Source organism: Candidatus Pristimantibacillus lignocellulolyticus (assembly GCA_023639215.1).
Classification (GTDB): Bacteria; Bacillota; Bacilli; order Paenibacillales; family Paenibacillaceae; genus Pristimantibacillus; species Pristimantibacillus lignocellulolyticus.
Map to the genome: position 1 here is coordinate 1657501 of CP097899.1, position 22728 is coordinate 1680228.

General features: G+C 39.7%; 21 protein-coding genes and 2 rRNA genes (1 of these 23 only partly in view). 21 read left to right on the forward strand and 2 right to left on the reverse strand.

Annotation, left to right across the window (positions count from 1 at the left end):
• The 3 genes from NAG76_06895 to NAG76_06905 all read left to right on the forward strand — a co-directional run.
• Positions 1-2344 (forward strand): 23S ribosomal RNA (locus NAG76_06895); it begins 587 nt to the left of the window's first position.
• 103 nt (positions 2345-2447) lie between these two features.
• Positions 2448-2564 (forward strand): 5S ribosomal RNA (gene rrf / locus NAG76_06900).
• 840 nt (positions 2565-3404) lie between these two features.
• Positions 3405-5597 carry a hypothetical protein gene (locus NAG76_06905; GenBank protein URN95955.1) on the forward strand — a complete coding sequence of 731 codons (2193 nt, stop codon included), beginning with the start codon at positions 3405-3407 and terminating at the stop codon, positions 5595-5597.
• A gap of 245 nt (positions 5598-5842) precedes the next feature.
• On the opposite strand, the gene NAG76_06910 is transcribed toward NAG76_06905, so the two are convergent.
• Positions 5843-6382, reverse strand: a complete 540-nt coding sequence (locus NAG76_06910) for a transposase (GenBank protein ID URN95956.1) — start codon at positions 6380-6382, stop codon at positions 5843-5845.
• 184 nt (positions 6383-6566) lie between these two features.
• Between NAG76_06910 and NAG76_06915 the strand changes: the two genes are divergently transcribed.
• From NAG76_06915 to rsmI, 10 genes are all read left to right on the forward strand, one after another.
• A complete protein-coding gene (locus NAG76_06915) occupies positions 6567-6752 on the forward strand; it encodes a sigma factor G inhibitor Gin (GenBank protein ID URN95957.1) in 186 nt (61 codons plus the stop codon).
• A gap of 89 nt (positions 6753-6841) precedes the next feature.
• Positions 6842-8350 (forward strand): aminotransferase class I/II-fold pyridoxal phosphate-dependent enzyme, encoded by a 1509-nt coding sequence (locus tag NAG76_06920; GenBank protein ID URN95958.1) that lies wholly within the window; start codon positions 6842-6844, stop codon positions 8348-8350.
• A 104-nt stretch (positions 8351-8454) separates the two neighbouring features.
• Positions 8455-9090: a dTMP kinase gene (gene tmk, locus NAG76_06925; protein ID URN95959.1), complete on the forward strand. Its 636-nt coding sequence runs from the start codon at positions 8455-8457 to the stop codon at positions 9088-9090.
• Between the two features lie 115 nt (positions 9091-9205).
• On the forward strand, positions 9206-9535 hold the full coding sequence (locus tag NAG76_06930) for a cyclic-di-AMP receptor (protein URN95960.1): 330 nt from the start codon (positions 9206-9208) through the stop codon (positions 9533-9535).
• Between the two features lie 16 nt (positions 9536-9551).
• Positions 9552-9995, forward strand: coding sequence for a YaaR family protein (locus NAG76_06935; protein URN95961.1), 444 nt, complete (start codon positions 9552-9554; stop codon positions 9993-9995).
• Between the two features lie 16 nt (positions 9996-10011).
• Positions 10012-10995 (forward strand): DNA polymerase III subunit delta', encoded by a 984-nt coding sequence (gene holB, locus NAG76_06940; protein ID URN95962.1) that lies wholly within the window; start codon positions 10012-10014, stop codon positions 10993-10995.
• Between the two features lie 3 nt (positions 10996-10998).
• Positions 10999-11802, forward strand: coding sequence for a stage 0 sporulation family protein (locus NAG76_06945; GenBank protein ID URN95963.1), 804 nt, complete (start codon positions 10999-11001; stop codon positions 11800-11802).
• Positions 11803-11853: 51 nt separating this feature from the next.
• Positions 11854-12237: a DNA replication initiation control protein YabA gene (locus tag NAG76_06950; GenBank protein URN95964.1), complete on the forward strand. Its 384-nt coding sequence runs from the start codon at positions 11854-11856 to the stop codon at positions 12235-12237.
• Between the two features lie 362 nt (positions 12238-12599).
• Positions 12600-13325: a tRNA1(Val) (adenine(37)-N6)-methyltransferase gene (locus tag NAG76_06955; GenBank protein ID URN95965.1), complete on the forward strand. Its 726-nt coding sequence runs from the start codon at positions 12600-12602 to the stop codon at positions 13323-13325.
• A complete protein-coding gene (gene rsmI / locus NAG76_06960) occupies positions 13322-14209 on the forward strand; it encodes a 16S rRNA (cytidine(1402)-2'-O)-methyltransferase (GenBank protein ID URN95966.1) in 888 nt (295 codons plus the stop codon). Before NAG76_06955 ends, rsmI begins: the two co-directional genes overlap by 4 nt.
• Positions 14210-14580: 371 nt before the next feature.
• On the opposite strand, the gene NAG76_06965 is transcribed toward rsmI, so the two are convergent.
• On the reverse strand, positions 14581-14835 hold the full coding sequence (locus NAG76_06965) for an AbrB/MazE/SpoVT family DNA-binding domain-containing protein (protein ID URN95967.1): 255 nt from the start codon (positions 14833-14835) through the stop codon (positions 14581-14583).
• 264 nt (positions 14836-15099) lie between these two features.
• Between NAG76_06965 and NAG76_06970 the strand changes: the two genes are divergently transcribed.
• From NAG76_06970 to NAG76_07005, 8 genes are all read left to right on the forward strand, one after another.
• On the forward strand, positions 15100-16407 hold the full coding sequence (locus NAG76_06970) for an HD domain-containing protein (protein ID URN95968.1): 1308 nt from the start codon (positions 15100-15102) through the stop codon (positions 16405-16407).
• Positions 16408-16412: 5 nt separating this feature from the next.
• Positions 16413-17186 carry a TatD family hydrolase gene (locus tag NAG76_06975; GenBank protein ID URN95969.1) on the forward strand — a complete coding sequence of 258 codons (774 nt, stop codon included), beginning with the start codon at positions 16413-16415 and terminating at the stop codon, positions 17184-17186.
• 438 nt (positions 17187-17624) lie between these two features.
• Complete coding sequence (locus NAG76_06980; protein URN95970.1) at positions 17625-18773, forward strand: G5 domain-containing protein; 1149 nt, start codon at positions 17625-17627, stop codon at positions 18771-18773.
• Between the two features lie 439 nt (positions 18774-19212).
• Positions 19213-19761, forward strand: a complete 549-nt coding sequence (gene rnmV / locus NAG76_06985) for a ribonuclease M5 (protein URN95971.1) — start codon at positions 19213-19215, stop codon at positions 19759-19761.
• A gap of 5 nt (positions 19762-19766) precedes the next feature.
• Positions 19767-20648 (forward strand): 16S rRNA (adenine(1518)-N(6)/adenine(1519)-N(6))-dimethyltransferase RsmA, encoded by an 882-nt coding sequence (rsmA, locus tag NAG76_06990; protein ID URN95972.1) that lies wholly within the window; start codon positions 19767-19769, stop codon positions 20646-20648.
• Between the two features lie 69 nt (positions 20649-20717).
• The gene (gene yabG, locus NAG76_06995) at positions 20718-21581 is read left to right on the forward strand and encodes a sporulation peptidase YabG (protein URN95973.1); all 864 of its coding nucleotides are present in this window, start codon (positions 20718-20720) and stop codon (positions 21579-21581) included.
• Between the two features lie 161 nt (positions 21582-21742).
• Positions 21743-22018 (forward strand): Veg family protein, encoded by a 276-nt coding sequence (locus NAG76_07000; protein URN95974.1) that lies wholly within the window; start codon positions 21743-21745, stop codon positions 22016-22018.
• A 448-nt stretch (positions 22019-22466) separates the two neighbouring features.
• Entirely contained in the window at positions 22467-22649 is a 183-nt protein-coding gene (locus NAG76_07005; GenBank protein ID URN95975.1) for an alpha/beta-type small acid-soluble spore protein, read from the forward strand.
• Positions 22650-22728: the final 79 nt, after the last annotated feature.

Below are 22728 nucleotides of genomic sequence, written 5' to 3' on the forward strand. Positions count from 1 at the left end.
CCTATTAATGGGTGATGGCGTGCCTTTTGTAGAATGAACCGGCGAGTTACGATTACGTGCAAGGTTAAGTTGGAAAGACGGAGCCGCAGCGAAAGCGAGTCTGAATAGGGCGAATAAGTACGTAGTCGTAGACCCGAAACCGTGTGATCTACCCCTGTCCAGGGTGAAGGTGCGGTAACACGCACTGGAGGCCCGAACCCACGCACGTTGAAAAGTGCGGGGATGAGGTGGGGGTAGCGGAGAAATTCCAATCGAACTCGGAGATAGCTGGTTCTCCCCGAAATAGCTTTAGGGCTAGCCTCGGATTAGAGTGTCGTGGAGGTAGAGCACTGATTGGGTGCGGGGCCCGCCAAGGGTTACCAAGTCTAGTCAAACTCCGAATGCCACAGACATGTTATCCGGGAGTCAGACAGTGAGTGCTAAGATCCATTGTCAAGAGGGAAACAGCCCAGATCATCAGCTAAGGTCCCCAAGTGTGTGTTAAGTGGGAAAGGATGTGGAGTTGCACAGACAACCAGGATGTTGGCTTAGAAGCAGCCACCATTTAAAGAGTGCGTAATAGCTCACTGGTCGAGTGACTCTGCGCCGAAAATGTAACGGGGCTAAACACACCACCGAAGCTATGGCATGTACCTTATGGTACTTGGGTAGGGGAGCGTTGAATATAGGTTGAAGTCAGACCGTAAGGACTGGTGGACAGTATTCAAGTGAGAATGCCGGTATGAGTAACGAAAAGACAAGTGAGAATCTTGTCCGCCGTAAGCCTAAGGGTTCCTGAGGAAGGCTCGTCCTCTCAGGGTAAGTCGGGACCTAACGCGAGGCCGAAAGGCGTAGTGGAAGGACAACAGGTTGAAATTCCTGTACCACCGAAAACCGTTTGAGCAATGGGGTGACACAGAAGGGTAGTGACGCGGACTGATGGAATAGTCCGTCTAAGTAGTGAGGCTTGTCGATAGGAAAATCCGTCGGCTATAAGGCTGGGCTGCGATGGGGAGCGAAAATTATAGTAGCGAAGGTCATGAGCTCCGGCTGTCAAGAAAAGCCTCTAGTTAGGTATAGGTGCCCGTACCGCAAACCGACACAGGTAGGCGAGCAGAGCATGCTAAGGCGCGCGGAAGAACTCTCGTTAAGGAACTCGGCAAAATGACCCCGTAACTTAGGGAGAAGGGGTGCCCCGGTAGGGTTAATAGCCCGAGGGGGCCGCAGTGAAAAGGCCCAATCGACTGTTTAGCAAAAACACAGGTCTGTGCGAAGTCGTAAGACGAAGTATACGGGCTGACGCCTGCCCGGTGCTGGAAGGTTAAGGGGAGTGGTTAGGGGTAACCCGAAGCTATGAACCGAAGCCCCAGTAAACGGCGGCCGTAACTATAACGGTCCTAAGGTAGCGAAATTCCTTGTCAGGTAAATTCTGACCCGCACGAATGGCGTAACGAATTGGGCGCTGTCTCAACGAGAGATCCGGTGAAATTTTAATACCTGTGAAGATGCAGGTTACCCGCGACAAGACGGAAAGACCCCATGGAGCTTTACTGCAACTTGATATTGAACTTTGGTACGATCTGTACAGGATAGGTGGGAGCCTTTGAGTCATGAGCGCCAGCTTGTGAGGAGGCGACGTTGGGATACCACCCTGATCGTATCGGAGTTCTAACCTGCTACCCTGAATCGGGTAGAGGGACCGTGTCAGGTGGGCAGTTTGACTGGGGCGGTCGCCTCCTAAAGAGTAACGGAGGCGCCCAAAGGTTCCCTCAGAATGGTTGGAAATCATTCGAAGAGTGCAAAGGCAAAAGGGAGCTTGACTGCGAGACCTACAAGTCGAGCAGGGACGAAAGTCGGGCTTAGTGATCCGGTGGTACCGCATGGAAGGGCCATCGCTCAACGGATAAAAGCTACCCTGGGGATAACAGGCTTATCTCCCCCAAGAGTCCACATCGACGGGGAGGTTTGGCACCTCGATGTCGGCTCATCGCATCCTGGGGCTGAAGTAGGTCCCAAGGGTTGGGCTGTTCGCCCATTAAAGCGGTACGCGAGCTGGGTTCAGAACGTCGTGAGACAGTTCGGTCCCTATCTGTCGCGGGCGCAGGAAATTTGAGAAGAGCTGTCCTTAGTACGAGAGGACCGGGATGGACGTACCGCTGGTGTACCAGTTGTTTCGCCAGAAGCATAGCTGGGTAGCTAAGTACGGACGGGATAAACGCTGAAAGCATCTAAGCGTGAAGCCCCCTTCAAGATGAGATTTCCCAATTAGTAAGACCCCTTGAAGACGACGAGGTTGATAGGTTCGGGGTGTAAGTGTAGCAATACATGTAGCTGACGAATACTAATCGGTCGAGGGCTTATCCTAACAATCTTTTCAAGCGCAAGCAAGAAGAGTACATTGATACAAGCATCACTTTGGAGTTTTACCTTTCCTATCCAGTTTTGAGGGCGCAAGCTCTAGTAAGACGTTTGGTGATGACGGCGAAAGGGAACCACGCGTACCCATCTCGAACACGACCGTTAAGCCTTTCAGCGCCGATGGTACTTGGACCGCAGGGTCCTGGGAGAGTAGGACGTCGCCAAGCACGGATAAGCCCACTGCATAAGCAGTGGGCTTTTTTGTGCGTTCTAACGTGTGATCACGCTGATTAAGCTGACGAAGTTGATTCGACGGCGAATAGGCCATTCATCGCTCGTTCCAGTACTCATGTACCAAGTCCGTACATTCCGTGCTTCACGTCCCTAACTTCATGTCCTCTTCTTGGTGCTGACACGTTATACTCGAGATGACTGACTATGTGAGGTGGAGCAGGAAGAAGAGCACTGTTCAAGAAGCCGGCTTTTAACGTTATTCGGGGTTGGACAGGTTGTTCATTGAAGCTAAGGAAGAGCATAATAGGTATGTTTCTTACAGAAACGTTTTATTGCTGGTGTACGAGTGTCGTACACAGCACAACATAAATGACAATACAAGACACAACACACAACAATACAATCTGCTTTTCGCATTACTGACTTCATATTAATTTTTTTGTTCAGAGACGTTATAAGCTAGAAGTAACCATATTTAAGGTGGGGCAGGAGGAGTATCAATAATAATTCTATGCTTTGAAACAAATTCAACGTTGAAAAGGACATTCATGGAGAGATAGATAAAAAATAAAGTAAAATGTTTCTTGCAGAAACATTTTATTACTGGGGTATGAATGTCGTACACATCACTACTAACTATACTAATTGCATGATGAGTTGATTGTGCTTTGTTAATTTTCAAATAAAATTGTGCCTAAGGTGTATACAAACAATGGACACGATTTAAAATTTAAAAACATCGTTTTCTGTAATGTTATTCATTTTTTAGTCCTATTAGCCGTTAATAAGAAAGACAACTTATTTTAAAGCAGAAGGGATAGGATATTGTGAAAGTGCTTGATCGTTGGATCGTATCGTTGAGACAAGGGCAGAAATGGTTAGCTGCTGCACTCGTGATCACGCTAATAACAACATCTATGACAGGAATTGCATATGCTGCAGATGAAAAGGTAACTGGAATTGAATTCGAATATGAATCTTCAGAATATAACAGTAGCACCTCGTCATTCGAATTATTTGTAGAAGAGGATAAAGTCAATGTATCTGTGTTATCTACCATTTCAGGTTCAACGTCGAAGAAGGATGTTACAACGTTGGCGACATGGAAGTCGTCAAATACTTCTTATGTAAAAGTTGATAAAGGTGTACTTACCGGAGTAGGTAAAGGAACAGCTACAATTAGTGCTACGTATAAAGACTATAAGATTTCGATCAAAGCTACTTCAGATTATGTATACGACAGTGTAACTCTAATGCAAAACGATAAGGCTGCTCCAGCTAAAGCAGAAGTTGAGATTGGACAATCACTTATTTATACTCTTGATGGTTCCAAAGATTCAGTCATTGAGGATATTACATCAGAGGCAACTTGGACAACTTCGAATTCCTCTATTGCTAAAGTTGATGATGGTACGATTGAATTGGTAGGTACGGGTAATGTCACTATAACTGCAAAACTAAAAGGGAAATCGGATTCAATTAGCTTAGTTGTATCGTCACCATATAAGTCAATTTCAATTTCACCTGACAAACAATTAGAACTTGAGGTCGGTGAGGATGATAAGAAACTTGAAGCGATTGCTGTACCTAAAGCAGGTGGAACGATGAATATTACGGATACCGCGGTTTGGACAAGCGCTAATCCTAATATTGCTTCTATTGAGAAGGGGAAAGTCAAGCCAGTTAGTCCTGGTAAGACTACCATTACTGTTTCTCATTTGGGAGTAACAGCTTCAATTGAAGTTGTTGTTCGTACTGCATACCAATCGATTAAATTATCACCAGAAAAAGAATATCACATGCTTCTTCAGGACAAACCATTGCAAATTAAGGCAGAAGTATTGAATAACTCTAATATTTCTAATACAGTGACAACTTTAGCAGATTGGACAACATCTGATATAGTCGTTGCTACAGTCGAAAATGGTCTTGTAACTCCAAAAGCGGTTGGAACGACAAAAATTACAGCTTCCTATAAAGGGGTAAGCCGTAGTATTGACGTCACCGTTTATCCGAGTGTAACTGGAATTACTCTTGATGTTGAGTCTATTGATAGCTTTGCTAATAGTAGCGGTGATTTACCAGCTGTATCAGGTAAATTATTCGATGGATCAAAAGTTGATGTATCTAAGCTTGTGCAATGGTCTTCTAAGGATGAGAGTATTGCCGTTATTGAGAAAGGAAAGTGGAGTACAAAGGAGTTAGGTAAAACTGTACTTACAGCTAAGATTGCTAACTACGAAGTAGATGTAGAGCTAATCGTTCATGTAAAACCACTTAAGATCGTTACAGATGTTAAAGAGCTTAGTGTTATCCTTGGAAAGGATACTCCATATCCGTCCGTTATTGTCATTAATGAAGATGGTGATGAAGAGGATATTTCCAAAAAGGTGAAGTGGAAGACTTCAAGCGATAATCTTTTGCTGAAAACAGATTCAATTAAAGGATTAGAAGCATCAACTGTTACGTTAACAGCTACTTATTTGAATAAATCAACTACTGTGAAAGTAAGAATTGAAGAGGAAATTGTTAAGCTTGTTGCTGAACCAACATCTTTAGAGCTTAATCCTAACAGATCCAAGTCAATTAAAGTAACAGGCTATTATAAGGATGGTAGATCGGTAGTACTTAGCTCCAAAATTAACTGGACGGTATCACCATCAACTCTAGCATCAGTAAAAGGTTCAACTATTAAAGCATTACAAGTTGGAACAGGTATAGTGTCAGGATCTTATCAAGGAATAAGTATAGCTGTCCCAATTAAAGTTACTCCAAAGATAAAATCATTATCTCTTTCTGACAAATCAGCTAAATTAGCTCCAGGTGGAACGTTCACGGTTAAGCTTACGGCCAACTACACTACAGGCAATCCGGTTGTAGTGACTGAAGCTGCGGTATGGACTACAAATAAGGCTAGTGTAGCTACTGTCAAAGATGGAAAAATAACAGCGGTTGGCAAAGGTTCGGCGACCATTAAAGCGACCTTTGATGGTAAATCTACAACAATACGCGTTACAGTAAAATAGCTGGAGGAAGATGTTACTTTTAATGAAGTAAATGCTAATCTACTCTCCATTACAGTTATTTTATATAACAGTGAAATTCGTTAACTATTTTTAAAACATCCTCAATTTTCGATTGAGGATGTTTTGTTGTTTAGAGGTAAATATATTTCATGGTGCTCAACGTAATTCATAGTATTTTGGTATTAGTAATTAAAATAACGATAAGGATAGCTACAAGAGCAATCCTTATCGTTATGTAATACATACTAAGGTTGAAAGTAATTTACTTCTTTAGTTTGAATACGGAGAATACCTGCTTTAGTCTTTTTGGATAGTTTACGCAATCGTCCATTAAGCAGTAACCGCGGTACTAATAACCAAATATGCCATGTGATGAGACTAATCATAATAGATGGATCAAGCCAAGGATACAATATTCCAATAATAATAATACCAAGCCAAAACAGATGATTATGAACTTTACGATATACAGTAAAACTAATATCATTAGCTGGCATAAAACCAATCCAGGGAGGAATAACAGTCCATTTCCACTTCCTGTCTGCTGCTTCATTAACTTGTATAAAAGTTAACAGAATAATAATAATATGAAGAACTTGAACTGCAGCAAAGCCAATTAACCATGCAAACAATCCGTACATATCATAATATAACATTTGAAATGCTAAAAGTAATAACACACATAGTATATAACTAAGCAACATTTCGTTTCTTATACGAATTTTGAGAACATGTTTATACTGATATATGGTTGCTGTAGGATGATCAGTTAATGATTGTTTCATATCTAGATCCCTTCATCGTGCATTGATATACTATATATATCGGATATTTTCCAATCTATGTTTATAAGGAATAAAATCAATGTAGAACTAGAACAGGCATTAGCGATACATTGAAAATAGTGATGTATATTTTCATAGAATACAAGCCATACTGTTATAAATAGAATGTTAAGGTGGTCAGAGAATGAACACGACAATAGAACATTGTTGTACCATATGTGGGTTGCAACGAGAGGAAGGCATTCGCATCGTTTCTAGCTTTATTTGTTCTAACTGTGAACATGAGATGGTGACGACTGATGTAATGGATGCAAAGTATCCATTTTTTATATCAAAAATGAAACATATTTTTTTCGAGAAAAATGCGTAACGGCTACCAACGGGTAGTCGTTTTTTGTTTGCTAGTATAATTAGTTATGATACAGTTAATGCAAGTTATTATAAGGAGTTGAAGTATACATGACTACGCATTGGCATGCGCCTTTATTGGAACATCTTATTCAATTTTCAAAGCAAAAGCCGTTGTCACTACATGTGCCAGGCCATCGTAATGGCGATGTATATCGTCAGCTAACAGATGTATTACCACATACAGAATATGAAGATCTAATAAAATATATGGGTAAGCTTGCGACAATAGATGTAACAGAGTTATCACATACAGATGATCTACATGATCCTGAGACGGTTATTAAGGATGCGCAAGATGCTACGGCGAAACTATATGGGGCAGATCATAGCTATTTTCTAGTAGGTGGAAGTACAGCAGGAAATTTAGCGTTAATATTATCTATTTGTAATACCAATGATTATATTATTGTTCAGCGTAATGTTCATAAATCGATTATTAATGGTTGTAAATTAGCAGGAGCAAACGTTGTGTTCCTGAATCCTGAATATGAACCTATAACTAATATAGCTGTTGTACCGAGTGTTGAAACGGTTCGACAAGCATTGATAAAATATCCGCAGGCGAAAGCAGTATTTCTAACGAACCCTAATTATTATGGGATTAGTGCTGACTTAACGGATTATGTATCACTTGTCCACCATCACCACATTCCTCTGTTAGTAGATGAGGCTCATGGAGCGCATTATGGAATAGCTCCCTTTGCACCGACATCTGCTTTAAGTGTAGGAGCAGATGCAGTAGTACAATCTATGCATAAGACATTGCCAGCCTTCACCATGGGTGCAGTATTACATGTTCAAGGGCAGTATTTGCAACAAGAAAATATACAGCAACAATTAAGTATTATTCAAAGTTCAAGTCCTTCGTATGTCATAATGGCCTCAATAGATGCAGCTAGAGCGACTTTGGAGAGTTATGGTGATACATGGTTTTTACAGACGTATCATATAGTCAATAAACTAACCAATTGGCTTAACAAAGAGAAATTATGTTTACGTGTAGAACAATTAGCTAGTGAGGAGTCATTCTATAAGCAAGATCCATATCGTATGTTACTATTTGATCATTCTAATACGGTAACAGGTCATCAACTACAGAAAATGTTTGAGTCTAAGATGATTTGGGTAGAGATGTCTAATGAAAAATATGTAGTATTCGTATGGCACATGAATGCTACAAAGCAACAATGTGAACTTATTCAACATGCAATATTAGAAATTCATCAAGAAATTTCACGTATAAATACATCACAGCAATGTATATCTAATTCAAATATATCTACGCTAAAAAATCCAATAGATCTAGCTGTTAGTAATGCGGTTAAATTGCAACGTCTTCCGAGTCAAAGGCAGGTAGAAGTTATTTCTTTACTAGATGCAGCGGGAAGGCAGAGTGCAGAAATGGTCATTCCGTATCCACCTGGTATTCCTATTCTATATGAAGAAGAGATAATACAAGCCCCTCAACTAGACTATATTATCGGTTTAAACAATTCAGGGGCTAGATTTCAAGGTTCATCTACAATTTCTAACGGAATGATTAAAGTATTTGTATAAGAGCCGTATAATAAAGGCACTATGTCTGATACAATAATAAGTATATTCATAACTTTTTGAAACTTTATTATAAGAAGATTATTGGTAGAATAGGAGCATTAACTTTGACTAAAGGACTATTTATTTCATTTGAAGGCGGCGAAGGTGCAGGGAAGTCCTCGGTTATTTCTTCGTTAACTAATGAGTTAATAGAGCAAGGACATAAAGTCATTGTAACAAGAGAACCAGGTGGTATTCCAATAGCAGAAAAGATTAGAGAAGTTATTCTTGATATCGAATCTACTGCCATGGATGCACGTACTGAGGCTTTACTCTATGCTGCAGCTAGACGCCAACATCTTGTAGAAAAAGTCATACCTGCACTTGAAGAAGGATATATTGTTGTATGCGATAGATTTATTGATAGTAGCCTAGCCTATCAAGGGGTGGCACGTGGGCTTGGCATCGATGAGATATGGTCAATTAATCAATTTGCCATTCAACAGCTAATGCCACAATTAACGATCTATATGGATGTAACACCGTCAGTCGGATTAGCTAGAATTGCTGCTGCCAAAGGGCGTGAGATAAATCGACTTGATTTGGAAAGCAATAGCTTTCATGATAAGGTTAGATCAGGATATTTGACATTATGTGAGCGTTATAGTGAACGTATTAAAAAAGTTGATGCGAATAAGAGCAGGCAAGAGGTTTATGCAGACGTTTTTGCGATCATTAGTGCTTATTTAGAAGGAAAATGATAAGGTAGCGTCAAAATGTAACATATACACGTTATGTCATTCTGTAAATAATGTAAATTGCGTTCAATCGCACAACCAAGATTTCAAATTCTATCATATATTAGGAGGAATTCTTATGAAATTGGTCATTGCAGTAATTCAGGATAAAGACAGTAACCGGTTATCGATTGCCTTAGTTCAAGAAGGCTTCCGTGCTACAAAACTTGCGAGTACTGGCGGATTTTTGCGAGCTGGTAATACAACGTTTTTAATCGGTGTCGAGGATGAGCGTGTACATGAAGTTTTTCAAGTCATTAGTCATAGCTGTAAAGTAAGAGATCAATTAGTTACTCCAGTTACACCTATGGGTGGAGCAACCGATTCTTATATCCCATTCCCTGTAGAAGTACAGGTAGGTGGAGCAACAGTATTTGTAGTTCCAGTAGAGAGATTTGAACATTTTTGAATGGAAGTGAGCGCGGATGAGGGTAGACCCTAGCTTTAGACCACTTGGACAAAGTCGCACAGCTAATGAAGGTGTTAATAAGCAAGTTCAGTCTAATCAATTTTCTGAAATGCTAATGCAGAAAAATAGACAGCATACTGTTAGTGAAATGCAACAAATGATAAAAGGCATTCAAGAACAAGGCGATCGTCTAGCTAGACATATGACTGTTCGAGAATTGAAAATTTATCGTCAAATGGTCAAGCAGTTTTTAGAGGATACACTCCGAAAAGGCATTGGCTTGAAAGAAGTTCGAGGTTTTGATCGCCGCGGCCGTGTAAAGCGCTATAAGTTATTAGAAGAAGTGGATGAGAAGTTGGTACTATTAGCCGAAGAGATGTTAGCAACGGAAGAAGGCCGTATCCAATTGCTTCATACATTAGGAGAAATTCGAGGAATTCTTATTAATTATGTGTTTTGATGTAAGGAGTATTATGATGAAAACTGAGGATAGTACTGCAGAGCAATGGAGAGCAAAGCGAATATTGAAAAATGCACTTAACGATAATCGTATATCGCATGCCTATCTATTTGAAGGACCCTCAGGTACAGGGAAGTTAGCTACAGCTAATGCTTTTGCTAAGGCGATATTTTGCTTACAACCAGTGGACGGTGAAGCTTGTGGAAATTGTCAGCAATGCCGGAAATTCGAAAATGGCAATCAACAAGATATTCGATATATTTCTCCGGAAGGGCAAAGTATAAAAATCGATCAGATCCGTCAATTACAGCGAGATATGTCGTATCGGACAACATCAGATAATCGAATGATATATATTGTGCAACAAGCTGAGAAAATGACGGTCCAAGCCGCCAATAGTTTATTGAAATTTCTAGAAGATCCTGTATCACCTGTAGTTGCCATACTAATTAGTCATAATGAACAGGCACTATTGCCAACTATTAGATCGAGAACAATGAGAGTTCCATTTTCTCCTCTTGCACCGGCAAATATGTTAGAAATACTTGTTGCAGAAGGTGTATCGCCAACGTTAGCTAGAACAGCTGTTCATCTTTCGTCTGGTATTGAAGGGGCTCGAGAAATTCTTGAAAAGAATGGGTTTGCAGAAATTAGAAGCCTAGTGATACAATTAGGGAAGGAAAGTATAATAAAATATACTACAGCAATGGTAACGGCACAACAAAAGCTATTCAAAACTGAATATGCCCAGCAAGTATCGCTTGTGCTTCAGTTACTGTTATTATGGTATAAAGATATGACACAATTCCAAGCTGGGAGAAATGAAAACATTGTTTTCATTGATCAATTGGAGTGGATCAGCGAGCATGCGTTTTCACGTTCATTCGCTAACTGGATTACATGTATGGAATATGTGCTAGAAGCGGACAAGCGTATGAGAGCAAATGTAACGCCTCAACTTTCTTTTGAGCAACTTTTGGTTAAATTACAGGAGGGCTAATCCTTGTATAATGTTATAGGTGTTCGCTTTAAGAAAGCGGGCAAAATATACTACTTTGACCCTGTAGAGCATCCCGTAGAAAAGGATCAACATGTTATTGTTGAGACAGCCAGAGGAATTGAATACGGTAAAGTAGTTATTGGTCAGAAGCAAGTAGGAGAAGAGGATGTTGTATTACCTCTTAAACGTGTCATTCGTATTGCTAATGAGTCTGATGCACAAGTTGTGGATGAGAATCGCAATGCAGCAGCAGGAGCTTTTACAACATGTATCGAGAAAATTCAACATCATCAATTACGTATGAAGTTAGTTGACGTTGAATTTACTTTTGATCGTAATAAAATAATTTTTTACTTCACTGCTGAAGGAAGAGTCGATTTCCGTGAGCTTGTGAAAGATTTAGCAAGTGTTTTCCGTACTCGTATTGAACTTCGTCAAATCGGTGTGCGCGATGAAGCCAAAATGTTAGGCGGAATCGGACCTTGCGGTAGAGTATTATGTTGTTCATCTTGGTTGGGCGATTTTGAACCTGTTTCTATTAAAATGGCTAAGGATCAAAATTTATCTCTTAATCCAACCAAAATTTCGGGTCTTTGTGGAAGATTAATGTGTTGCTTGAAATACGAACATGATAATTATGAAAGTGTTCGTGAAGAGCTGCCGACGGTCGGTAAAATGGTTGTCACTTCCTTGGGCGAAGGCAAGGTTACCGGAATTAATGCATCTACGAAAACAGTATTTGTACAGTTATTTGATATACCAGGTAAGGCAAAGGAACTTTCTTTAGATGAAGTAGTAGTGAAATAGGCATAATGCCAATAGTAGCTTAGCATGTGACTCTGGGGTGGATACTTAGAGATGAAGGATATATTTATTCAAATGACGGAAATAGAAAATCGTACAGGACAATTACATGTCGATCTCGCATTGCTGAAACAGCAAGTAGTGGCGTTATTGGAAGAAAATCAACGTCTATCTATAGAGAATGAACATCTTAGACAAGTCTTGAAGCGAGAGCACGATACTGAGCGTGAAGTGGATGCAAGTTCTCCTGTCCACGAGAAAGCAAATCAGCATACAGAGCAAACGGATAATTCTTTGGAGCAATCCGCTGAACCGGGTGAAGGTCATGATAATTTGGCGAACTTATATCATGAAGGCTTCCATATTTGTAATGTATATTATGGGCATCTTCGTACCGAAGGGGACTGTCTGTTCTGTCTGTCTTTCTTAAATAAGTGAGAACACATTGAGATATAAGGGCCGCCCCAAGATATAATAAGGGCGGCTTTTTTAGATGAAGTTCAAAATTACCGATCGTGATCACGATGAGTATGCTAACGTAGTGTACTCGACGTCGAATATGAAGCGAACTTGGAAAGTACGGTTCGCGTGTACGTAATAATGTACACTTGCGCTTCCGCCTTTCTCAAGTAGCGCCTCATCTTCTCGGTGCTGACAAGCGATATTTTTGAACCTCGATTGAAAGACGAAGTTCGAAAAGCGGTCTTATGTTTACGATGCGTCGCTACGTAGTTTAATCAATGCTGAAAATAAATTAAACTTTTATATAATTACATTAAGACGTAAGGAGAGAGAATTGCTTGGTCACACACAATCCAGTGGAATTGCTTGAAGGTGAAAGAATTGATGATTTGCTAACGGAATCACAATTAAGAATTATTCAGAGTAGAGAAGTATTTAGTTTTTCACTAGATGCGGTATTACTTGCACGCTTTGCCAGGTTCCCGAAGAATGGAAGAGCAGCTGACTTTTGTTCAGGTAATGGCGTCATAGCGTTATTAAGTACTGATAAGACTGACGCTCACATCGATGCCATAGAGATACAACCACGCGTAGCAGAGATCGCACGACGTAATGTAATAATGAATGGGCTAGAGGAGCGTATTACTGTTATCGAAGCTGATTTGAAGGAATATGCTCTAACAGCGGGTAATGGTATATACGATGTAATAACGGTCAACCCTCCATATATGAAGTCAGCCGCTGGGGATACTAATATTAATGAACATTATGCGATCGCACGTCATGAAATTTATTGTAATATTGAAGATATCGCTAAAGCGTCTGTCAAATTACTTCGTCCAGGTGGTAAACTATTTATGGTTCATCGACCATCACGTTTAGTTGATATAACGGAAGCATTACGAAAGTGGAAGATTGAACCTAAAGTTATTCAATTTGTTCATTCTAATATTAATTCAGAAGCTAATATGGTATTAATCGAGGCGACGCGTGATGGCAAGCCTGATATTAGAGTGCTTCCACCACAAATTGTATATAATGAAGCGGGAGAACAAGTGATATGAACATTCAGAAGAGCTTTATAGATGCTTCACAGGAGCAACAAACAGGTAAACTGTATTTAGTTGCTACACCGATTGGTAATCTTGAAGACATGACGATGAGAGCTATTCGGACATTACAAGAGGTCGATCTCATTGCTGCAGAAGATACAAGGCAAACGAGAAAGTTGTTAACGCATTTTGAGATCAAAACAAAATGCGTCAGCTATCACGAACATAATAAGGAAGCTAGTGGACCTGAACTAATTAAGCTACTATTAGAAGGAAATAATATCGCGCTTGTAAGTGATGCTGGTATGCCAGCAATTTCAGATCCAGGTGAAGATATTGTAAAAGAAGCTGTCGCTAACGAAATTTCGGTTATTCCGATACCAGGAGCGAATGCAGCGTTATCTGCACTTATTATGTCAGGATTACCAACAGATCGATTTTCATTTATTGGTTTTTTACCCCGCGATAAAAAAGCGATCATACAACTCCTTGAAAAATATTCATCATATACTGAAACACTTATTCTTTATGAATCTCCACACCGAATTCGTAAAACGCTAGCTATATTATTAGAAGTTTGGGGCAATCGTAAAGTAGCCATAGTACGAGAGCTAACTAAGCGTCATGAAGAAGCTTTACGAGGGACTTTGACGGAGTGCATAGACTGGTTTGAAGAGAATCAACCAATGGGCGAGTTCTGTATCCTTATTGAAGGTTTGGATCAAGAGGGTATAAAGTTGCTAGAAGACGCAGCTAATGAATGGTGGCAGAAGTTGACCCTTGAACAACATGTCGAGCATTATGAAGCAACGATGTCGAGAAAAGATGCAATGAAGCAGGTAGCGGGGGATCGTGGGTTGTCCAAGCGAGACGTATACAACGAAATCAACAGATGAGATGAAATTCAAAAAGCGGACTTTGATAACGATGTAGCGCTAACGTAGCGTAGTCGGCGTCGCATCTGAAACGAACTTGGAAAGTACGGTTCGCGTGTACCAACTACGTACACTTGCGCTTCCGCCTTTCTCAAGTAGCGTTTCACCTGCTTGATTCTGAAAGTCCACTTATTGAACCTCGATTGGAAGGGGAAGTTCAAAAAGTGGACTTTGATAACGATGAGTATGCTGACGTAGCTTACCCGATATTCAGCATGTAAGATATCAAGACAAAAAAAGACCTTCCTGGCAGAAAACGTCCAGGAAGGCATCAAGGAGTATTTAAAAGGTTAGAATTAACATATCAATAAATACAGTATACATTATTTTTCTTATTTTGTCACAGGAGTTGGCATTTCTGATAAACAATTATGACAAACAATTTTTCCTTTGAAGTAAGAAACGTTTTCTGCGTTGCCACAGAAGATACATGCAGGCTCGTATTTCTTCAACATAATACGCTCGCCATCTACATAAATCTCTAGAGCATCTTTTTCTCCGATTCCCAACGTACGTCTTAATTCGATAGGAATAACGACACGACCTAGTTCATCTACTTTACGTACAATACCTGTTGATTTCATCATTTTAATTCCGTCCTCTCGCAAGTAAACAATGTCATTATTCGACAATGTTCGTGTTATTTAGCTTAATAATACCAACTATTACCAGAAGAGTCAATATTATTTTTTAGTAAAAATGCTTATAAAATAGACTTTTACAATACAAAGATGGTAATTTACTTTGTAATAGAATACAACATTTTCGACATTTTGGAAACTAATAAACGACATCATTCGACAAAAAACTTATTTTGTGTCGATACCATGAACAAAAGGAGGCTAATATATATGTCATTACTAAGTGAAGAGAAAGTATTTAAGGATCCAGTTCATAATTATGTGTATGTGCAAGATGAATTAATTTGGAATTTAATTAATACATCCGAATTTCAGCGATTGAGAAGGATTAGACAACTTGGAACGACTTATCTAACATTTCATGGAGCAGAACATAGTCGCTTTTCACATTCGTTAGGTGTGTACGAAATTACACGGAAAATCATCTCTCAATTTGAGAGATATAATTACCCAGACTGGCCCAAAGAGGAAAGACTAATTGCTTTATGTGCAGCGTTACTTCATGATGTGGGTCATGCTCCTTTTTCTCATTCTATTGAAGAAATATTTGAAACAGACCATGAAGAGTGGACGATTGAAATTTTGTTAGGCGATACGGAAATTAATAAGGTATTAAGAAGCAGTTCCGAGCAACTACCACAGCAAGTGGCTCAAGTCATCCAGAAGACATATTCACAATCTATTGTTGTTAGTTTAATCTCAAGTCAATTAGATGCAGATCGTATGGATTACTTATTAAGAGATGCATATTTTACCGGAACGAATTATGGAAATTTTGACTTAGAAAGAATTTTGAGAGTATTACGACCGCATGAGGGAAGCATAGTCGTGAAGGAAAGTGGGATGCATGCCGTTGAGCATTATTTAATGTCAAGATACCAGATGTACTGGCAAGTTTATTTCCATCCTGTAACACGAAGTTCAGAAATAATTTTGCGGCAAATATTTAAGCGTGCTAAACAATTATTTGAGCAAAATTATTCGTTCAAATGGATGGATTCAGCTATTCTCTCTTTAATAGAAGAAACACTAAATTTAGAGACATATTTACGACTAGATGAGTCACTAATGCAGTACACTTTTTCATGCTGGATAAACGAAAATGATTCGATTTTATCTGGCCTATGTGAACGCTTTCTTAATCGAAAATTGTACAAGTATATAACGGTTGATAATTTAGACCATGAATGGTTGGAAAAACTTAAAAATGTATTTATTTCTATTGGAATGCATCCAGAATATGATCTCGAAATTGACTATCCATATGATCGACCATATGATATATATCGACCAGAGCAAAGTGGAAATGGGAGTAAGGAAAAAGCTCCAATTATGCTACTAGAACAAAATGGAAGTTTATCCGAAATTGCTTCTAAATCTGACATTGTTGCATCAATTAGCGGATTACACGAAGGCAAATTTCATCTGTATTATCCAGAAGAATTACTAATTAGACATATTGATCAATTAAATGATGAAATGCTACAAATTTTCAATCTAACTAAAGAGGAGTTTTAAACATCATGCCCGTATTATTCGACACACACGCACATCTAGATTCGCCTCAATTCGATGAGGATCGCGCTGAGATGATCGCTCGAGCAAGAGAAGCTGGAGTGGAGCTTATTGTGAATGTAGGTTTTGATCGCAAGACGATTCCAACAACAATAGCTTTAGCCGAGCAATATGATTTTATCTATGCTGCAGTTGGTTGGCATCCTGTAGAAAGTATACATATGCAAGCTGGAGATCTTGAATGGATTGAAGAATTATGCAAACATCCTAAAGTCGTTGCAATCGGTGAAATTGGACTTGATTATCATTGGGATACTTCTCCTAAAGAAGTGCAACATGATGTGTTCCGTCAACAGATTAGACTAGCTAAAAAGATTAAAAAACCAATCATTATTCATAATCGTGATGCTCATGAAGATGTGATTCGGATATTGAAAGAAGAAGGTGCCTCTGAAGTCGGGGGTATTATGCATTGTTTCTCAGGAAGTTGGGAAAGTGCACAACAATGTCTAGATATGAACTTCTATATCTCATTTGGAGGACCACTTACTTTCAAAAATGCTAGAGTTCCAAAAGAGGTACTTGCAAACGTTCCACTTGATCGAATTTTGATCGAAACGGACTGTCCATATCTTGCTCCACATCCACACCGTGGGAAGCGAAATGAGACCGCTTTTGTGTCACTTGTCGCAGAGACCGCCTCTCAAATTAAGGGAATTTCTGTAGATGAATTGGCAGCTATAACAATGCAAAATGGAAAAAATTGTTTCAAAATTAAGTAAGATCGGTTGAAAAAGGCAGGAAAATGGACATTTCATGGATAAAAACTCTATTTTGTTGCCGAAAACAATATAATATTCCGAAATAACCCTGATTTTTACGTGAAATCGCATTTTATCGCTTCTTTACAAGTAGTTGCCGAACAAGGTATGATTCATCTCAGAACTTTTACATTCTGTATTGGATTTCCAGTTTTCACTAATAAGATTTCAATCGCATCACAAGTTGTCTCACTTTGTATTTTGATAGTACTCATTATCATAACTTCAAAGTTTGTATCTATCGATTTTGCATAATTAAGAGATAGCCGACATAGGGATAGAGATGTGGGAGGAATCAAGAGAGCTGGAAGCGTGCAAAGCACGCCATATAGGTTATAGTCACGTCAGTTGTAACATGCGTAACACTTGGCGGCGGGGCTATGAAGGAGGACCGATGAAGTGGGCAATATTCCAGTTAAGGACACCCATGGCAAACGATCATCCAGCATGACTTTCGCAATGCGATGGAGGCATGGAAACTTGCGTTTGATTATGTTAAGTATAATAATCTCAATCGCTATGTCTTTCATGTTTTTGGTGTTGTTATACGGGGCGACGGAAAAAAACGTCTCCGTAGTAGTGAATGGACAAGAAACCGTTGTGACAACAAAACAATGGGTCCTGCAACGCCTACTGGATGAACAAGCTATTACTGTAGGACCGCATGACAAAATTTCAGCATCACTTAATGCGCCGATTAAGGATGGTGATATCATTGAAGTTAATCATGCAATGCCGATCACAGTTGTAGCCGACGGAAATACGTCAACGGTATACACGACAGAGAAAACGGTGCAGGCAGCGATCGAGGATCTCGATATATCGATTCGCAGTCAAGATGAAATAGATCCTCCTCTTGCTTCAAGCATTGAGGAGAACGAGACCATTACGGTGGTCCGTGTAGAAACAAAAGTAACGTCAAACGAAAAGACGGTACCTTTCTCTATCGTGAAGAAGGAAGACGCTAGTTTGGTTAAGGGCACAGAAAAAGTTGTGCAATCTGGCCAAGAAGGTGTTGTAGTCGAACAGTTAGAAGCAAGATATGAAGATGGTGTACTCGTATCTAATTCAGTCATAAGTGAAACTGTGAAGACAAATACAGTAGACCAGGTAGTAGCTGTGGGTGCAGCGAAACCTAAGTCGACAGTCACAACGTTATCAAACAGCAGTTCTTCTGTTGAGCAAGTAACGAAGGGTGACTACACTTTCAATGCGAAAAAAGTTTTGACGAATGTTACGCTTACTGCATATACGGCGGGCGCTGAATCTACAGGTAAAAGTGAAGGGGATGCAGGTTACGGAGTAACCGCATCTGGCACTACTGTAGAGGAAGGTCGTACGATTGCAGTCGATACTTCTGTCATTCCTATGGGATGGTGGGTATATATCGAAGGCGTAGGTTTAAGACGTGCAGAAGATAAAGGCGGGGCGATTAAAGGTAACAAGATCGATGTTTACTTTGAAAGCTTGAATGTCGCTACGAAGTTCGGCAAAAAGAAAGGTGTTAAAGTCTACGTAATCGGACCTAACAAACCATCTGCTAGTTAATTTCATTTTCTGTATCGCATTGTTTAGTTAAATATGCCATGATAAGAGGAGAGGCTAATTTGCCTCTCCTTTTTGTTTTTATGTATATGTAATATAGGCTATACTAGACAAATGAGTAAGCGACCGTGTACGTTAGTCGTACACAAATCTCTACAATGTTTCTAAAAGAAACATCGTTCAAGAGATTAAGTTTGCTTTATATTCGATGTTTTGAATTAACTTTGAACTAACTTAAAATGAAAGTTCAAAAAGCGGGCTTTCAGAACCGAGAAGATGGAGCGTTACTTGAGAAAGACGGAAGCGCAAGTGTACATGATTACGTACACGCGAACTGTACTTTCCAAGTTCGCTTCATATTCGATGTCGAGTATGTTACGTTAGCATACCCATCGTTATCAAAGCCCGCTTTTTGAACTACCTCTAAGGGGGAGAACTAACTTTGATTAAAGAAGTGATAGTCGTTGAAGGTAAGGATGATACAACGGCGATTAAACGTGCAGTTGATGCAGATACGATCGAAACGAATGGCTCTGCTATTGGAAAAGAAGTACTTGCACGCATTCGACTTGCCAATGAGCGTAGAGGAATTATTATTTTTACAGATCCTGATCATGCGGGTGAAAGAATACGCAAAATCGTAGCTAGTTATGCACCTGGCTGTAAGCATGCTTTTTTGCCGCAGGAGAAGGCTTATTATAAAGGTGATATCGGTATTGAGAATGCTTCGCCTGATGCCATTCGTCAAGCTCTATCTGAGTTGCGTACAGAGACGGCTGCAATGACGGGAGAAGTGACCATGGAGGATTTGATGGCAGCAGGCTTGCTTGTCCATCCCGAAGCGGCTTCACGAAGATTAGAATTGGGTAAACTGCTAGGCATCGGCTATGCTAATGGCAAGCAGTTCTATAAGCGTTGTACAAGCTTTAATATAACGAAGCAGGAGTTTCAAGCTGCACTTGAACAATTAGGATATCAGTTGGAGGAATAATATCAATGAACCAATTAGAAGTGTCAACACCGCAACGTACAAAGGAAATAATAGCAAAACATAAATTCTCTTTCAAAAAAAGTTTAGGTCAAAACTTTTTGATTGATGGCAATATACTGAATCAAATTGTTAGCGCTGCAGACTTGAGTAAAGAAAAAGGTGCTTTAGAGATCGGTCCGGGTATTGGTGCGTTAACACAGCCATTAGCAGAAGAAGCAGGTAAAGTAACGGCCATTGAGATCGATAGACGATTAATCCCAATACTTGCTGAAGTATTTGAGGATCAAGAACATGTTAATGTCGTGCATGGTGATGTGCTTGATATTAATTTACGTCAATTATTTATTGATCAGTTTTCTGATTATAAAAAAGTAAGTGTTGTTGCCAATTTACCTTATTATGTGACGACGCCAATTTTGATGAAGCTGCTTGAAGAGAAGCTACCACTTGAGAATATTGTTGTTATGATTCAGAAAGAAGTAGCACAGCGGATGTCAGCTAAGCCAGGCGGCAAAGAATACGGTAGCTTAAGTGTAGCGGTCCAATATTATTGCACGACGGAAATCGTATGTATCGTACCTAATACGGCATTCATACCACAACCTAATGTAGATTCTGCAGTTATTAAGCTAACGGTACGTGATGAACCTGCGGTTCAGGTTGAGGATGAAGCATTTTTCTTCCGCGTTGTTCAGAGTGCATTTGTCCAGCGTCGTAAAACATTAATTAATAATCTAATGATGGTTTCGGGCAAAGAGAAACGTCCCGAGTTAACCGCATTGTTAGAATCCGTTCATATCGATCCAATTCGTAGAGGGGAAACACTTAGTCTTGAAGAATTTGCAACATTAAGTAGTGCTTTATTAGCTGTCGATTGGTTTAACTAGAATTTCTGCTTGGAAGTACTCACCATTCGCCTTGGCTATCCATACGATAGACCAAGAGGTGATTTACCTATGAAGCAAGGTGATCTTGTTGTTCGTCAATCTTATGGCGGAGACGTGCTATTTCGAATAGAGATGGTACAAAGTGAAAATGTTATTCTAAAAGGATTAGACTTCAGACTTTTGGCGGATTCGCCTAAAGTTGATCTTAGATCCGTTCATGATCCTGCTGCGACAGTAGTTGCACAGACGGTACGTCATAAAGTCAATGAAACATTACGACATATGCATACTACGATAGAACGACCCGATCTATATAGAGATATGATCCACAACTATAGGGAAATTGAAGATGAAACGTATTTTGAATGGCCGGGTAAAGTTCTTCATCTCGATGGAGACTCTAACTATTTGAAAAAAAGTATGCAGTTGTACGAAGCAATGAAAGTTCCTGCAGAAGGATATTATATTAATGAATCTAAGATGGCGGACGCTCTTGTACGACTATTGCCAGAGATTCAACCAGATATTGTTGTTATTACTGGTCATGATGGCGTGTTAAAACATCGCGTGGGTATGGATCTATCTAGCTTGAGTAGTTATAAGAACTCACAACATTTTGTAAATGCGGTTAGAGTAGCAAGAGAGTATGAACGCAATCGGGATAGCTTAGTTGTCGTTGCTGGAGCATGTCAGTCGCACTATGAGGCATTGCTAAATACAGGAGCTAACTTCGCTAGTTCACCTGGTAGAATACTTATTCATGCCCTTGATCCGGTTTATATCGCAATTAAAGCGAGTTATACTCCGATTAAGGAAATCATTAACCTGAAAGACTTAGTTGAGGGTACAATTAGTGGCATAGATGGTGTTGGTGGGATAGAGACGATTGGTCGATATCGTGTAGGTTATCCAAGGCCAAAACAATTTGTATAAGATCAGAGATGCTGAGCATAATAACAAAGCTTAGATAAATCCTGAAAAAATGGATAAAATAACCGTTGACAAGAAGTTATGGCTGCTGATATAATATTTTGCTCGTTTGACAAACACCTAATTGTTCGCTATAATGGACAAGGAAAGAGGTGGTAGTCACAATGGCAAAAAATGCGCTATTGGATATAAAACGCAGCTTAGAAGCTCATGTTGGCTCAAGAATTACTCTTAGAGCAAATGGTGGTCGTCGTAAGACGATTGAACGTACTGGCACGTTAGAAGAAACCTACCCTTCTGTATTCATCGTTAAGTTAGATGAAGAACAGCACGCTTTTAAACGTGTGTCCTATAGCTATGCAGATATTTTAACCGAGTCTGTAGAAGTTACAGTTTGTAATGATGAAGGGCAAGTTCGTATTGCTCATCTTCAACAATAAAGACTCAATAGCGATAGTGAATACGATTGAATATTCGGCGCAGAGAAATCTGCGTCTTGTTTTTTTGTTTGCAGCATGAATTCAAGGATATAACACATACTATGCTTACTTCATTTTGATGAAGGTCAAATGATAAACTGAGGTTACTGCGGAGCATGTTCAACGCTTATTCCGCGTAATTACAAGTGGATAATTTGAGTATCTCATTCCAATGAAGGTTAAATTGTTCGCTTGTCAGTACCAAGAAGATGCACTACAGCGAAAACGAGTAGCACAGCGTACGTATTGTGTACGTGAGCACCTACTATGTTTCTGAAGGAAACATAATTCGGAAGCATATGCTAGGCTTTCGATGGAGGACATATTCGATGTCGAATAAGCTACAACGCTTATTCTGCGTTATCACAAGTGAATAATTTAACCATCCGCTAAATCAGGAGGTAAAGCTATGGGTAGACGACGCAGTGTCATGTCCGAACAACTGAAGATGGAAGTGGCAAAAGATCTTGGTATTTTGAATACGGTCGAGCAAGAAGGTTGGGGCGGAATCAAAGCCAAAGATGCTGGTAATATGGTGAAACGAGCCATTCAATTAGCAGAAGAAGCAGTAGCAAAGCAAAATAAGGAATAATAAAAATTAGCTAAACATGCTGTCAATTAAAAGCATTGTTTAGCTTTTCTTTGTTTCCTTTGCTATAATGAACCTATGC